This is a genomic window from Pseudochelatococcus sp. B33 (assembly GCF_053570585.1).
In genome coordinates this window covers 59,665-74,297 of record NZ_JBSEFH010000003.1, presented here as the reverse complement: position 1 = coordinate 74,297, position 14,633 = coordinate 59,665, and the positions used below count along the sequence as shown (strand labels likewise).

Below are 14,633 nucleotides of genomic sequence, written 5' to 3'. Positions count from 1 at the left end.
TTGGCAAATTCGATGCACAAACAGAGAGATAGAGCAAAATAGCGATTCGGATCTAATGCATTTTGCTCTATTCCGTTTTCCCGTCCCTGGATAAGCCGGGGAACATGCCGGCCAGCTCGGTCGGGAACGGGAAGACGATGGTCGAGCTTTTCTCGCCGGCGATGAAATTGAGCGAGGCGAGATAGCGAAGCTGCATGGCCTGCGGCTGCTTGGCCAGTATCTCGGCCGCCTCCAGCAGTTTCTGCGCAGCCTGCTGCTCGCCTTCCGCGTTGATGATCTTGGCGCGCCGCTCGCGCTCGGCCTCGGCCTGCCGGGCGATCGCCCTGACCATCGACTCGTTGATGTCGACATGCTTGATCTCGACATTGGCCACCTTGATGCCCCAGGCATCGGTCTGCTGGTCGAGGATCGTCTGGATGTCATTGTTGAGCTTGTCGCGCTCGGCCAGCATCTCGTCGAGGTCGTGCTTGCCGAGCACGGAGCGCAGCGTGGTCTGCGCCAGTTCGCTGGTCGCCTGATGAAAGTTCTCGACCTGGATGGTGGCTCGCTCGGGGTCGATCACGCGGAAATAGACCACGGCGCTGACCCGCACCGAAACATTGTCGCGGCTGATCACGTCCTGGCTGGGCACGTCGAGAACGATCATGCGCAGGTCGGTGCGTACCATCTGCTGGACGTAGGGCACCAGCAGGATCAGCCCTGGCCCCTTGGTGCCGGTGTAGCGGCCGAGCGTGAACACCACGCCGCGCTCGTACTCGCGCAGGACGCGGATCGCCGAGGCCAGCACGCCGAGCAGGATGGCGATGAGGGCGATATAGAAGACAAGATCGCCGAGAATATCCATGGTTTCCTCCGTTGCGCTCTAGCGGACCGCCTCGATCTCGAGCGTGACGCCGTCCAGGCCGGTCACGCGAATAGTCTGGCCGGGGGCGAGTGGGGCGGCGGAAGCCGCCCGCCAGCGCTCGCCATGGACCAGCACGTGGCCGTGACCGCCCTCCCAGCTCAGCACCTCGCCGGAGGCGCCGATCATGTACTCGCGTCCGCTCACCACCTTGCCGCTGCGCGAGGTGACGGCCAGCCGCGCCACCAGCAGCGACATCAGCAGGCCGGCGGCGGCGACCGCGCCCAGCATCGGCCAGGACACCTCGAAGCCCGGCATGTCGGTGTCGAACAGGATCGCAGCGCCCAGCACCAGCGCGATCGTCCCGCCGACGCCCAGGACTCCAAAGGAAGGCGTCAGCGCCTCCGCGACCAGCAGCGCCGCTCCCAGAAGAACGAGGCCGATGCCCGCATAGGTGACCGGCAGCACGGCGAGCGCATAGAGCCCCAGAACGAGGCTGATGCCGCCGAGCGTGCCGGGCACCAGCGCGCCGGGATTCATGAACTCGAAGATCAGCCCGTAGATGCCGACCAGCATGAAGATCAGCGCCACGTTGGGGTTGGTGACGACGGACAGGAAGCGGGTTCGCCAGTCGGGTTCGATTGCCTCGACGGCGAGCCCTTGGGTGTCCAGCGTCGCGTCCGCCTGCCCGACGCGCACGGTCATGCCATGCGCCTTGGCCAGCAGGTCGTCGATATCGGTGGCGGTGAAGTCGATGACGTTCTCGCGCGCCGCGGCCGTGGCGGTCAGGCTCACCGCCTCGCGCACCGCCCGCTCGGCCCAGTCGGCATTGCGGCCGCGTATCTCGGCAAGCCCGCGGATGTAGGCGACGGCGTCGTTGATCGCCTTGGCCTCGGCGGCGCTCGCGGGGGACGATGGCCGGCCTTCCTTCCCGTCTTCGTCTTTGTCCCGCGCGCCGAAGGGCAGGCCCCCGCCGCCGCCGATCGCGATCGGGGTGGCCGCGCCCAGATTGGTGCCCGGTGCCATGGCGGCAACATGGCTGGCATAGAGGATATAGGTGCCCGCGCTCGCCGCCCGCGCGCCGGAAGGCGTCACGAAAGTCGCAACGGGAACCGGAGAAGCGAGAATTTCGCGGATAATGGCGCGCATCGAGGTGTCGAGGCCGCCCGGCGTGTCCATCCTGATCACGACGATGGCCGCCTCCCGCTCGCCGGCGCGCTGGATGCCACGCGAGATGTAGTCGGCCGTCGCCGGCCCTACGATCCCATCCAGTTCCAGCACCACCGCGACACGATCGTTCTGGGCCGAGGCCATCGATCCGAAGACGCCGGCAAGGACCACAGCCGCCAGCGCGATCACCCACGCCGCTGCGCAGCGGCGTCCTTCCCTCCGCTCGCGCACGGCGTGGCGCCGCATCGCCCCTCCCGTCACGCGTCCGGGTAAAAGCTCCGCCAGAAGGCTTCTCGACCAGGCACGCACGGCAACCTCCCTGCTGACCGAACGCCGCAAGGACGGGGATGTTCCGGCAGTGTGGCCAGCTGAAGCGTGGAAGATCAAGAATAGAGCACCTCGCCGGAGAAAGACAGGGTCACAGCACTGACAGGATCATGAGCGTCAGGAACGACGCTCCGCTGACGGACTATCGCGGCAGCACGTCTCCCCGCCCGTTCTTTCCTGGAGCAGCGTGAGGCCATCCTCAAAACGTGAGGGCCACGATGCGCGGCAGAGGCGGCAGGTCGTATTTCCGGATGCGTCGACATGGTATTGGGTGGGTGCCAGTTTCGATGTCGCCGAAGGCGACGGCCGGGCCAGTGTCCGTTGCGCATCGGCATCGGTTCGGGGCTTGGGAAGAGGAGATGCCGCCTGCCATCGCACCGGACAATGATTGACACGGCGGATAGGTGCTGGCCGAAGGTCGCGGCTCTGTTCCGGTCATGCCTCGGCCCTGTCGCCGTTCTTCTGCTGTCGTTGCCGAGCGAGGCTTTCGCGCATGCGTTTCCGCGCCCCTACGACCTGCCGCTGCCGCTCGGCCACTGGCTGATCGGCGCGGGGATTGCGGTCGCGCTCTCCTTTGTCGGCGCAGCCGGCCTGATGCGTGGTCGGGGCGCTTCGCGCGAGAAGGTCGTCGCCTTGCCCCGCCGGGCGACGAATGGCCTGCTCGTCCTGTTGCAGTCGTCCTCCGTCGCGATCTTCTCGCTGCTCCTCCTCGCGGGCTTCGTCGGCGATCAAAGCGATTGGGACAGGAACATCCTGCCCGTCGCCGTCTGGGTCGTGTGGTGGGTCGGCATGGCCTTCGTCTGCGCGCTCGGGGGAAACCTTTGGGTGCTCGTCAACCCCTGGGCCATTCTGGGACGCCTCGCATTCGGCCAGGGCGGGCCGGCGCTGCGCCTGCCGGAGCGCGCGGGCGTCTGGCCGGCGGTCGTCCTGTTCCTGCTCTTCGCATGGACCGAGCTTGTCTGGCCGTCCAATGCCGTGCCGGCGCGGCTCGCCTGCGCGATCCTTCTCTATTCCCTCGTCACATTTGCGGCAATGGCGCTGTTCGGCGTGAAGGAGTGGCTACGGCGCGGCGAGGTGTTCGCCATTCTGTTCGACCTCTTCTCGCGTTTCGCTCCGCTCGATGGGCGCCGGGACGCGGCGGGGCATCCCCATCTCGTGCTGCGATCCTACGGGGCGGGGCTGGCGACGTCGCCCCCGCCGTCGACGTCCATGACGGCGCTGGTGATCGCGATTCTGGCGGCGGTGAGTTTCGACGGTTTTTCCGAGACGCCTGCCTGGGCGCGGCTCTCGGGCGATGGGGTCGGTCTTCTCTACCGGCTCGGCGTGGTCGGGATCCTTGGCTATGTCGCGGCGCAGACGCTGGTGAAGACCGCCGGGCTTCTCCTCGCCCCGCTCCTCTTCGCTGGCATCTATCTGGTTGCCTGCCACCTTGCGGCCCGGATCGACGGCGCGCCTGCGGGGGAGGTGGTCCGGCGCTTCGTCTTCTCCCTCGTGCCGATTGCCATCGGCTACCACCTCGCCCATTATTTCTCCTACCTGATCATTCAGGGTCAGATGATCGTGCCGCTGGCCTCCGACCCGTTCGGCTTCGGCTGGAACCTCTTCGGGGCGGCGGGCCGTCCGCTCGATGTCGACGCGATCGACATGCGTCTCGTCTGGCTGGTCGCGGCGGGTGGCGTGGTGCTGGGACATGCGGCGGCCGTGGTCCTGGCGCATCGCGCGGCGACAGCGGGTTCGATGCGCCTTGTCTCACAGGCTCCGCTCGTCGTTCTGATGATCGCCTATACGGTGACGAGCCTGTGGATTCTGGCTCAACCGATCGTCGCCCATTGAAGGAGAAAACACGATGCTCCGCTTGTCGCTTCTCTTGCCCTTGCCCTTGCGCCGCGCCATGCTCACTCTCGCCTGCATCATCCCGTTCGCCGCCGCCGCGCAGGAGCCCGGCGAGTGGGCGCATCGTGCCGAACTGCTGGCCCCCAACAGCGAGTTCGCGGTCGCCGAGCTCGAAGGCCGCCTCTACATCCTCGGCGGCTATCCGGCGAACCGTGAGACGGTGACCACGGTGCAGGTCTACGACACTGCGGCCGACGAATGGGAATACGGGCCCGAACTGCCTGTGCCGAACAACCACGGCATGGCGGTATCGGTGAACGGCAAGATCTATCTCATCGGCGGGCAGACGAGCGCCGACAGTGGCGATTCCTATGTCGATACCGTCTACGAACTCGATCCGGCGGTCGGCGAATGGGTGGAGAAGGCGCCGATGCCGACGCGCCGTTCGGCGGGCGTCGCCGTCGTCCGCGACGGGCTGATCTATGTCGCCGGCGGGCGCCCGCCGCGCGGCCACGACTTCGCCGTCTACGACCCCGGGACCGACACATGGGGGACGCTTCCCGACCTGCCGAGCCAGCGCAACCATATCGGCGGCGCGGCCATCGACGGGCGCATCCACGTCATCGGCGGGCGGCTGGGAGGGGGCTTCCGCTCCGACCAGACGGCGGCGCACGAAGTGTTCGATCCCGGGAGCGGGCAATGGAGCGTCGCCGCGCCCATGCTGCGGCCCCGCAGCGGCATCAACGCGGTTCTTGCCGACGGTTGCCTCCATGCCTGGGGCGGCGAGTCGGCCGCGGGCATGTTCGCCGACCACGACTATTACGATCCAAAGAACGATAGCTGGACGAAGCTCGCCGACATGCCGCTGCCCGTCCACGGCGTCACCGGCGCGGCCTTTGTGAACGGGTCGATCCATGCGCCGGGCGGCGGCACGGAGGTCGGTGGCTCCTCGGGCAGCCTCCACAATCAGGTCTACCGGCCGGCCGTGGACTGCCGGTAGGCGCTGTTCGCCTCGGGCCCTCTCACCGACGATCCGGCGGGCCGGCTCCGCGGGCTACTCGCACGCAGGCCGGCGTGAGCCCGCCGGCCGGCCGGAGACATACCGGACCCGTCAGTCTGCCGGATCGAACAACTGGCTGAATCGCCGGGGCTGGGAGCGCAGATACTGGTTCGGTGCGCGCACGCTCGCGCCGAAATGCGCAGCCGCGTGCCAGGGCCAGTGCGGATCGTAGAGGATGGCGCGCGCCAGGGCGACGAGGTCTGCGTCACCGGTGCTGACAATCGCCTCGGCCTGCTCGAATTCCGTAATCAGGCCCACCGCGACGACCGGAATCCCGACGGCTGCCTTCACCGCCCGCGCGAACGGCACCTGATAATTGGGGCCGATGGCGATCTGCTGGTTTTCGGCCAGACCGCCGCTCGACACGTGGATGGCGTCGCAGCCGCGCGCTTCCAGCGCCTGCGCGAAGGCGACTGTCTGTTCCACGTCCCAGCCGCCTTCCACCCAGTCGGTCGCGGATACGCGAACCGAGACCGGGCGGCCCGCCGGGAATGCCTTACGGACGGCATCGAATACCTCCAGCGGGAACCGCAGGCGGTTTTCCAGCGATCCGCCGTATTCGTCATCGCGCCGGTTCGAGAGCGGCGACAGGAATTCATGCAGCAGATAGCCGTGCGCGGCGTGGATCTGGATGGCGTCGAGCCCCAGCCTGCCGGAACGTTCAGCCGCCTGCGCGAAGGCCAGGCGGATGCGTTCGAGCCCGGCCTTGTCGAGCGCGGCCGGCGCCGCGTCGCGGGCGCGGAAGGGCACGGCGGACGGCGCCACCGTCTGCCAGCCGTTCGGATCGTGGGGCGGAAACTGCGCACCCCCCTTCCATGGCACGTCCGTGGAGGCCTTGCGGCCGGCGTGGGCGAGCTGGATTGCGATCGGCACGCCGGACCATCGCCGGACGCCGTTCAGCGTCCGATGCAGCGCGGCCTCGGTTTCGTCCGAATACAGGCCGACGTCCTTATAGGTGATGCGCCCCTCCGGCGCGACCGCCGTCGCCTCGATCGTCAGCAGGCTAGCGCCGGAATTGGCGAGGCTGCCGAGGTGGATCAGATGCCAGTCGGTCGTCTTGCCGTCCTCGGCCGAATATTGACACATCGGGGCGATGACAATTCTGTTTCGCAGGGTCAGGTTGCCGATATTGAGCGGCGAAAAGAGCTTCGCGTGAGTCACAATTGCTTTCCTTCATGTCGAGCTATCCGGCGCCGGAGAGAGAACGACTGGCGGCGCCCAATCCCGCGCAGGGGAGGGACGTGGCTTCTCCATATGGCGGCACCATATCTGAAACGGCAGCTTAGGTGATATAATTTATGTTTTCGATGCTGTAGTGCTGCACTTCCCTATTGGCACGGCATGGCATGGCGGCGGGCGGCGGCGATCGTCATTTTCAGGCCGTCGTCGAACTTCCGGAAATCCGAGTTCATCTGCCGTTCGGCCCATTCGGCCCCGTCACCTGAAAACGTGGCGAAGGACACGAATTTTCCGGTGCGTATCGGCCGATGCGCACGTCGCGACCGTGCCGCCGTATCTCGGAAAGAGGCACGATGGCGGCCCGGACGTCGAGCAGCATTTCATCGCGGGCCCATGCCCTGAGGCTGCAGCTTGCCGGAACGGTGCCGTCCGGGGTGGTATGGTTCTCTGCTCTCGGTGGCCGAGCTGTCGAGCCGGGCGCTATTCGCCGAGCGTGTCCGAGCACAGGGCAAGCGGCGACGTATTCCGGCTTCGCCCGGGATACTCCGCGGGCAGAATGAAAGGAAACGGACCGGGCGCCCTGTTCACCTTTGCCGTATGAGTGACAACATCGCCCCGGTCGAATTGGTGCAACAGGAACTCGGGCGGCTCCAGCACGAAGCAGGGCGGCCCGTCCGGCCGTAGATCCAGGGCCACCTGATGGCTGACCGAAGGCGCGATCTGGCACAGGGTGCCGCCGAACATCTGCTGGATCGAGCGATGGACGTGCCCGCACAGGACGCGTCGGACCTGGCCATGAGCGGCGACGATCCGCTCCAGCTCCTCGGCCCCCTCGAATAGCCGTGCCGCGTCCATATGCGCGATGCCGGTGTTGAACGGCGGGTGATGCAGCATGATGAGGGTCGGTGCGTCGGGAGACCCCGCCAGGGTTTCCTCCAGAAAAGCGATCGTTTCAGGACCAAGCACGCCATGGCTCGATCCCGCAACGAGGCTGTCGAGGCCGACGATCCGCACCGGTCCGCACCAGACGGCGAAGTTGAGCGGCCCGCTCTCCGGAAGGTAGCCGGCGGCAGTGAAAGCGTGGCGGAAGGGCTCGCGGCGGTCGTGGTTGCCCGGCACCGCATAGGCCGGAAAGGGCAGGCGCGACAGGAGGTCCGCGACGATGGCGTATTCCTCCTCCAGGCCGCAATCCGTCAGGTCGCCCGTCACCAGCACGCAATCCGGCCGTGGATCGAGCCGCAGGAGAGCATGGATTGCATGTTCGGCAAGCAGGTTGGTCTCGGAGACGCCGTAGGCGAGTTGTCCCTTGGGGCGAATGTGGAGATCGGAAATCTGGGCGATCAGCATCAGGCTCCCGCCTTGAATTCGAGAATGGCGGCGGGGTCGATATCAAAGGCGATGATCTGGCCCGGCGTGAAGGAGAGGCTCGACGGCAGGTCGAGTTGCAGCCGGCATTCAGGCGAAACCTCGGCGACGAGCCGCTGCGTCGCGCCGAAGAAGGTCGCTGCGGCGACGCGGGCCATGATCGCGCCACCTGCGGAAGCGAGGCGTGCGGCCTCGGGCCGGAAGCAGAGCGTGGTTCCCCGGTCGGACCCGCCGACATTCAGCCGCACCATGGTTTCGCCCGCATGGATGTTCAGCACGCCGTTTTCCACGCGCCCGGCGATCCGGTTCATGGTGCCGACGAAATCGGCGACGAAGTCATTCGCCGGTCGATGATAGATCTCCTGCGGCACGTCGATCTGCGCGATTTGGCCCTTCTGCATGACGGCGATGCGGTCGCCGATGGCCATGGCCTCGGCCTGGTCATGGGTGACATAGACGGCGGTGATGCCGAACTCGCGCAGCAGGAGACCGATCTCGACCCGCAGCCGCTCGCGCAGCACGGCATCAAGCGCGGCCAGCGGCTCGTCGAGCAGCAGCACGCGCGGCTTGATCGCCAAAGCCCGGGCCAGCGCGGTGCGCTGGCGCTGGCCGCCCGAGACTGCCGAGATGCGCCGGCCGGCGTATTCCTCAAGGCCGACCAAGGCCAGCAAGCGGCGCGTTTCAGCCTCGCGTTGCGCGCGCCCGACCTTGCGGATCTTCATGCCATAGGCCACGTTTTCGGCCACGGTCATGTTCGGAAACAGCGCGTAGGACTGGAAGACCATCCCGACATTGCGCTTCTCGATCGGCACACCGCTGACATCCTCGCCGTCGAAGCGGATCATGTCGGGACCGTCAGGCTGTTCCAATCCCGCGATCAGGCGCAGGAGCGTGGTCTTGCCGCAGCCGGACGGCCCGAGCAGCACGAGGATCTGGCCTGCCGGGATTTCGAGGTCGGTGGGTTGCAGCACCATCGTTCCGTTGAAGGTCTTGCTGAGCCGGCGCGTCGTGATGGACGAGCCGCTGCGCGCGGCGGTGACAGGGGCTTGGGCGTTCATGAGTGCGTCCGTTTTTCGGTGAGGTCCGCGACCAGCTGAACGCCGATCAGCAGGGGGATGACCATGATCAGGAACACGACGGTGTAGGCCGAGGCGATCTCCAGCCGCATCGACGCATAGGCATCGGCCAGGCCCACGGGCAGGGTCTTGGTCATTGGCGTATGCATCATCCACGTGAGGTTGAATTCGCCGATCGAGAGCGTCACGACCGTGAGCGCCCCGGCAACGATACCCGGCCGCACGTTCGGCAGAATCACGTCGACGAAGCGCCGCCAGGCCGGGGAGCCGAGGCTCGCCGCGCCTTCATCCAACGTGCGCCAGTCGATGGTTTCGAGCACGGCGATGACGGAGCGCATCATGAACGGCAGGGTAAAGAGCACATGGCCGACCACGACGAACAGCGTCGATTGGCGGAAGGCTCCTGCGCCGCCGTAGCTGAGGATCAGCGCGAGTGCGAGCGCGAGGCCCGGCACCGCGACGGGCAGCGTCACGATCTCCTCGACCGCGTGGGCGAAGCGGCCGCCACGGCGCACCAGCGCGTAGGCGCCGGGCACGCCGATCAGCAGCGTCAGCACGAGCGTCAGCAACGCCACGACGAGGCTGCGCCAGACCGTATCGGAATAAAGCTCCCAGACCTGCCGTACCCAGTCGAGCGTGAAGCCGGCCGAGACGCCGCGGGCGTAGTTCACAGTCAGGCCCGCATAGACGGAGAGCAGGACGGGAACGACGAGGAACAGGGTGAGCAAAGCCGTGATGACGATGCCGGCGGCTGAGGTCCACTGACGGTGCATCTCAAGCCCCCTTCGTGTCGCGCATGGCGCGGCTGCGGGCAATGGCGAGCGCCGCCCAGGTGATCAGCCCGAGCGCGATGGAGATCGCGGCGGCCATGCTGGCGTTGGTGGCGAGCGTGAACTCGGTGTAGATCAGCATCGGGATCACATCGACGTTCGTCGCCAGCGTGAAGGCAGTGCCGAAGGCCCCCATCGCCGTGGCGAAACACAGCGCGCCGCCGGTGTACATGGCCGGGAACAGCGCCGGCAACACCACATCGCGCTGGATGGCGAGAGGGCTGGCGCCGAGTGAGCGGGCGGCCTCGACCAGCGAGGGATCGAGCTTTTCTGCCGCCGCGAGGATGGTCAGCAGGACGCGCGGCACCGAGAAATAGAGATAGCCGAGAAACAGGCCGAAGAGCGAATAGGCGAAGACGACGTTCGTGCCGACCAGGCTCTTCGTCATGGTGCCCACCAGGCCGAGCCGGCCGCCGAACAGGATGATCATGAAGCCGACCACGACGCCGGGAAAAGCCAGCGGAAAGGTGAGCATCGACAGAAGCAGCCCACGGCCGGGGAACTGCCTGTTGGCCAGCGTCTGGGCGGCGACCGTCGCCACCGCCAGCGTCGCGACCGTTGTCAGGATGGCGAGAACGAGGGTCACGATCAGGCTGTTGCGAAAGCGCGCCTCGGTCAGGATGACGAAGAAACCCGCAAGGCCCTGGGGCCCGCTGCCGGCCTCGAGGGTCAGCCGGGCAAGGGGCAGGATGAGAAAGGCCAGCGTGAATATCGCCAGCGGCAAGATCAATAAGAGGTCAAAGCGCTTGGCCTTCATCAGTGCCTCCTCCCGGCGAGTTAGGCTGCGCCGAGGGCGCGGTTCGGCCCCCGGCGCCGGGGTCTGTCAGCGCACTTCGGACAGGTAACGCTGGGAGAAGGCGGCCTGCGCTGCCTGCGCCGCGGCCCAGTCCACCGCGACGGCGCGCTCGTATTCGCTCGCGGGCAGGAAGCGTTCGGCGACTTCGGCCGGCATCTCGACCGGGAGAGCGGGCCGCAGATAGGCGCTGCTCCAGAAGAGCTGGCCTTCGTTGGACAGCAGATAGTTGAGGACCTTCTCGGCGTTTTCCCGGTGCGGCGCGCCCTTCACCAGCGTCATGACATAGGGGAAGGTCACCGACCCTTCGCAGGGCAGGACGAATTCGAACTTGCCGGATTCGGTGTATTTGGCCCGATAGGCGTTGAAGTCGTAGTCCATCAGGATCGGGATTTCGCCCGACACGGTCCGCGCATAGGAAGTCTGCTTGGTGACGATCGCTCCGTTGCCGGCAAGCTCCTTGAGATAGTCGACCGCCGGGGTGAAATCCTCGAACGAGCCGCCCAGAGCGGTGTTGATGGCGATGGCCGATCCATAGCCGACGGCGGCCGAGGTCGGATCGAGATAGCCGACGAGGCCGTTGTATTCAGGCTTCTTCAGGTCGGCCCAGCAGGCCGGCACCGGCGTATCGCCGAGCGCGTCGACATTGACGAAGAGGCCGAGCGTGCCCTGATGCACCGCCCACCAGCGGCCCTCGGGGTCCTTGACCCCTTCGGGGATCTCGTCGAAGCGTTCGGGTTTCCATGCCTCCACCAGGTCCTGCTCGGCGGCTGAGATGCCGGCATTGATGCCGAGATAGGCAATGTCCGCGACGGGGCTGGCGCGCTCGGCAATGATCTGGGCGATGGCCTGGCCGGAGTTCTTGTTGTCGCCGGGGATGCTGATGCCGAGTTCGGTGCGGATGCGGTTCAGCATCTCGCCCCAGTTCGCCCATTCCGGCGGGCAGTTGTAGCAGATGGCGTCCTGGGCCTGCGCCTGGATCGGAGCAAGGGCGAAGACGCTGACAGCGGCCGCGAGGCCGAGGGAAAGAAGACGTGATTTCATGGTCGGAGCTTTCTCTTCTTGGAGGGGATGGGGTTAACCGGAGGTTCGCCTCGCCGGGGCGGCGCGATCGTCTCCCCCGGAATGGGGATGACATCCGGGCACAACCGCTGCGGGGCCTTGTGCCCCGCAGCCATGTCCAGCAGCAGGGAGGCGGCGAGTGCTCCCATCACCTGCGAGGGTTGCCGGATCGTGTGAAGCCGGGGCGAGATCAGGCGGGCGAAGTCGATCCCGTCGAAGCCGGTGACGGAGACGTCCTCGGGAACGCTCAGGCCCGCGCGGCGCAGGGACGCGATCACCGTGACCGCCAGCAGATCGTTCGAGGCCATGATCGCCGTCGGCTTGTATGCGACGAGGACCTCGGTGAGGTCGATGTCCTTGGTCGCGTCGATGAAATCGACCTCGATCGCCGGGGCCGCCGTCAGCCGGGCGGCCGTCATCGCGTCTCGATAGCCCTCGTAACGGCGGGCCGAGCGGTCGGACGAGATGAATTTTCCGGCGAGAAAGAGGATGCGGCGATGGCCGAGCGCGATCAGGTCCTCGGTCGCGCGACGCAGGGCGTCACGATTGTCGACCATGACCGCAGCGACGCCCTCCGGTGTGTCTTCGTTGTAGATCGTCACCACGGGCAGCCCCGCCTTGCGGACGCGCTGGAGGGCCACGCTGGAGGCCGGATCACAAACCGTCATGATCATGCCGACCGGGCGTTCACCGATCAGGGTGGTGACAATGTCTTCTTCCTGCGCGGGGTCGTAGTTGGACTGGCCGAGAATCGTGAACATCCCGGCGGTTCTCGCGCGCTGTTCGATCCCCGCGACCGCGGCGGCGAACACCGGATTGGTGAGGCTGGGAACCAGAATGCTGATGACGGGGCGGGTTTCCGGGAAGGCGCGGGCGAGCGGAAAGCCTACCTCCAGAGCGGCTTTGACCACCCGTCGGCGCATCTCGTCGCTGACCGGGCCGTTGCCGGTGACGACCCGGCTCACGGTCGCGATCGAGCATCCGGCATGCGCCGCTACATCCCGTATCGTGATCTCCGTCGACGCCACCGTCCCGCCCCGTCTTGGCTGCATCCGTCCCGGGTCAGCTCGTTTCAGGGCGTGAGGTAGCACGTCATCTTATTGGCTGAATGACGCTGTTTCAGTCGTTTTCAGTGCTCATAGGCCGGAGAGATCGGGGTTGGGCTCAGGATTCGTTGACCGGAACCAGAAGGTGCACGGGTAGCGGCGATGCAAATGGCCGAGAAGCATGTGTGGGCGCATCGTGTTGCGATGCGTCGCCGGTCTTTGAGACGGCCGAACATGTTCTCGATCTTGTGGCACTGCCGGTAGAGGGCAGGATTGTGCGGGATCGGATTCTTGACAGTCCCGGAGGATGTGGGACCGATCACGTCCTGTTGCCGGGGATGGTGTACCCGCCATCCACGAGCAGCGTCTGGCCGGTGACGAAGCTTGCGCCGGAGGAGCACAGCCAGGCGGCCGCCTCGGCAATCTCGTCCGGAGAGCCGAACCGGCCGAGCGGCGTATGCGCGCGGAACGGCTCGCGGGATTCGTCGGTCGTGTTCCCCTGCAGCATCGGCGTGTCGATCACGCCGGGATTGACGTTGTTGATGCGGATGCCGGCCTCGGCGCATTCGAGGGCGAGCGCCCGCACCAGGCCGTCGAGCGCCGCCTTGGTCGCCGAATAGAGGCCCGAGCCCTTGAGCGCGCCGTGCGCCAGCCAGGACGACGTGTTGACGATGGCGCCGCCGGTTCCCTGCCGCTTCATCCGAGCGACCTCGGCTCGCACGCACAGCCACGTCCCGCGCAGGTTCACGCCGATGGTCCGGTCGAAGTCGTCCACGGTCAGCGAGTCGATCGCACCCCAGGCGCCCATGATGCCCGCGTTGTTGAACGCGGCGTCGAGCCGGCCGAATGCCTTCACCACCGTCTCGACCATCGCTGAAACCTGCTCGGGATCGGAGACGTCCGTCGGCACGCCGATCGCCGTCCCGCCGGCTGCGTTGATCTCCTCGACAACAGCCCGAACCTCGGTTTCCCGCCGCGCCGCGACGGCAACCAGCGCGCCCCGGCGCGCAAAGAGCAGCGCCGCGGATTTGCCGATGCCGGAATTGCCCCCGGTCACCAGAACCGATTTGTTTTTGAACTCATTCATTGTGTTCTCCGATAGAGGATGGCCACGATCCTGCGCGCCGGCGCCGGCGACATGGCCCCAGCGGCCGGATGGCCTCGATGAACGGCGCCGGCGGGCACGCGCCTGCTACGGCTGGTCGGTGGGCCGAATGAGAATCTCGTTGACGGCGACCCGGCGCGGGTTGGTCACGATATAGGCGACGGCCTCGGCGATGTCCTCGGCCAGCAGCCGCTCGACCTCGCCGAACATGGCCGTAAAGCCTTCCCACTGGCCTTCCTTGTTCCATAGTTCGGTCGTCGTCGCACCGGGCTCGACCACCGAGAAGCGCAGCGATTGTCGCGTGAACTCCTGCCGCCAGGCTTCGGTCGCCGCGGTCACCGCGAACTTCGTGGCACTGTAGATCGCCACCTGAGCCGCGGCGTAGCGCCCACCCACCGACGAGATGTTGACGACGTCCGCCACCTTGCGCGGGCTCGTGCCGACCGCTTCGAGCAGATGGGGCAGCGCGGCCTTCGTCACGTACATCAGCCCGCGAAAGTTCACGTCCACCATCTGGTCCCAATCGGACAGGGGCGTTTCGATGGAGGGACCGTTGAGCATCACGCCCGCGGCGTTGACCACCGTGTCGAGCCGTCCGAGGTCGGCGACGGTGCGCGCGACCGCCTCCTCGGCTTCGTGCGCGGAGGCGAGATTCGCGGCGATTGCGATGGCCTCGCCGCCGTTTGCGCGGATGTCGCTGGCGAGCTTTTCCAGCCGCTCGATGCGGCGCGCAACCAGCGCGACCCGCGCGCCCGACGCCGCCAATCGGATCGCCGTCGCCTGACCGATGCCGCTCGACGCGCCGGTGACCAATGCTACTGTATTGTTGAGTGATTCAGCCATGGCCGACGTAACCTTCCAGTTCGCTGACAGAAGACGACTGGCTGCGCAGCCCCGCTATCCGCAAAAGTGCGCGGCCAGTTCACCGAGATGTTCTAGGATCTCC

Annotated in this window: 15 protein-coding genes; 2 read left to right on the top strand and 13 right to left on the bottom strand. The window is 66.7% G+C overall.

Annotation, left to right across the window (positions count from 1 at the left end):
* Positions 1-67 precede the first annotated feature (67 nt).
* Together ACUSIJ_RS03895 and ACUSIJ_RS03890 are read right to left on the bottom strand one after the other, a co-directional pair.
* Complete coding sequence (locus ACUSIJ_RS03895) at positions 68-844, bottom strand: slipin family protein (protein ID WP_449307058.1); 777 nt, start codon at positions 842-844, stop codon at positions 68-70.
* An 18-nt stretch (positions 845-862) separates the two neighbouring features.
* Positions 863-2,155, bottom strand: coding sequence for an NfeD family protein (locus ACUSIJ_RS03890; protein WP_449307278.1), 1,293 nt, complete (start codon positions 2,153-2,155; stop codon positions 863-865).
* Positions 2,156-2,722: 567 nt separating this feature from the next.
* On the opposite strand from ACUSIJ_RS03890, the gene ACUSIJ_RS03885 reads away from it, so the two are divergent.
* Positions 2,723-4,171, top strand: a complete 1,449-nt coding sequence (locus ACUSIJ_RS03885) for a hypothetical protein (RefSeq protein ID WP_449307057.1) — start codon at positions 2,723-2,725, stop codon at positions 4,169-4,171.
* A gap of 13 nt (positions 4,172-4,184) precedes the next feature.
* Positions 4,185-5,171: a Kelch repeat-containing protein gene (locus ACUSIJ_RS03880; protein WP_449307056.1), complete on the top strand. Its 987-nt coding sequence runs from the start codon at positions 4,185-4,187 to the stop codon at positions 5,169-5,171.
* A 111-nt stretch (positions 5,172-5,282) separates the two neighbouring features.
* Here ACUSIJ_RS03880 and ACUSIJ_RS03875 read toward each other — a convergent pair whose 3' ends face one another.
* The 11 genes from ACUSIJ_RS03875 to ACUSIJ_RS03825 all read right to left on the bottom strand — a co-directional run bounded on the left by ACUSIJ_RS03875 (position 5,283) and on the right by ACUSIJ_RS03825 (position 14,530).
* On the bottom strand, positions 5,283-6,392 hold the full coding sequence (locus tag ACUSIJ_RS03875) for an NADH:flavin oxidoreductase/NADH oxidase (RefSeq protein ID WP_449307055.1): 1,110 nt from the start codon (positions 6,390-6,392) through the stop codon (positions 5,283-5,285).
* Positions 6,393-6,559: 167 nt separating this feature from the next.
* Positions 6,560-6,694, bottom strand: a complete 135-nt coding sequence (locus ACUSIJ_RS03870) for a hypothetical protein (protein ID WP_449307285.1) — start codon at positions 6,692-6,694, stop codon at positions 6,560-6,562.
* Positions 6,640-6,789, bottom strand: a complete 150-nt coding sequence (locus ACUSIJ_RS03865) for a DUF3095 family protein (RefSeq protein ID WP_449307054.1) — start codon at positions 6,787-6,789, stop codon at positions 6,640-6,642. The genes ACUSIJ_RS03870 and ACUSIJ_RS03865 overlap by 55 nt, the downstream gene beginning before the upstream one ends.
* A gap of 101 nt (positions 6,790-6,890) precedes the next feature.
* A complete protein-coding gene (locus ACUSIJ_RS03860; protein WP_449307053.1) occupies positions 6,891-7,757 on the bottom strand; it encodes a phosphodiesterase in 867 nt (288 codons plus the stop codon).
* Entirely contained in the window at positions 7,757-8,833 is a 1,077-nt protein-coding gene (locus ACUSIJ_RS03855) for an ABC transporter ATP-binding protein (protein ID WP_449307052.1), read from the bottom strand. The genes ACUSIJ_RS03860 and ACUSIJ_RS03855 overlap by 1 nt, the downstream gene beginning before the upstream one ends.
* Positions 8,830-9,624: an ABC transporter permease gene (locus ACUSIJ_RS03850; RefSeq protein WP_449307051.1), complete on the bottom strand. Its 795-nt coding sequence runs from the start codon at positions 9,622-9,624 to the stop codon at positions 8,830-8,832. Before ACUSIJ_RS03850 ends, ACUSIJ_RS03855 begins: the two co-directional genes overlap by 4 nt.
* 1 nt (position 9,625) lies before the next feature.
* Complete coding sequence (locus ACUSIJ_RS03845; protein WP_449307050.1) at positions 9,626-10,438, bottom strand: ABC transporter permease subunit; 813 nt, start codon at positions 10,436-10,438, stop codon at positions 9,626-9,628.
* 66 nt (positions 10,439-10,504) lie between these two features.
* Positions 10,505-11,518: an extracellular solute-binding protein gene (locus ACUSIJ_RS03840; protein ID WP_449307049.1), complete on the bottom strand. Its 1,014-nt coding sequence runs from the start codon at positions 11,516-11,518 to the stop codon at positions 10,505-10,507.
* A complete protein-coding gene (locus tag ACUSIJ_RS03835; protein WP_449307048.1) occupies positions 11,515-12,564 on the bottom strand; it encodes a substrate-binding domain-containing protein in 1,050 nt (349 codons plus the stop codon). Before ACUSIJ_RS03835 ends, ACUSIJ_RS03840 begins: the two co-directional genes overlap by 4 nt.
* 337 nt (positions 12,565-12,901) lie before the next feature.
* Positions 12,902-13,669 (bottom strand): SDR family NAD(P)-dependent oxidoreductase, encoded by a 768-nt coding sequence (locus ACUSIJ_RS03830; RefSeq protein WP_449307047.1) that lies wholly within the window; start codon positions 13,667-13,669, stop codon positions 12,902-12,904.
* A 105-nt stretch (positions 13,670-13,774) separates the two neighbouring features.
* Complete coding sequence (locus ACUSIJ_RS03825; RefSeq protein WP_449307046.1) at positions 13,775-14,530, bottom strand: SDR family NAD(P)-dependent oxidoreductase; 756 nt, start codon at positions 14,528-14,530, stop codon at positions 13,775-13,777.
* Between the last annotated feature and the right edge of the window lie 103 nt (positions 14,531-14,633).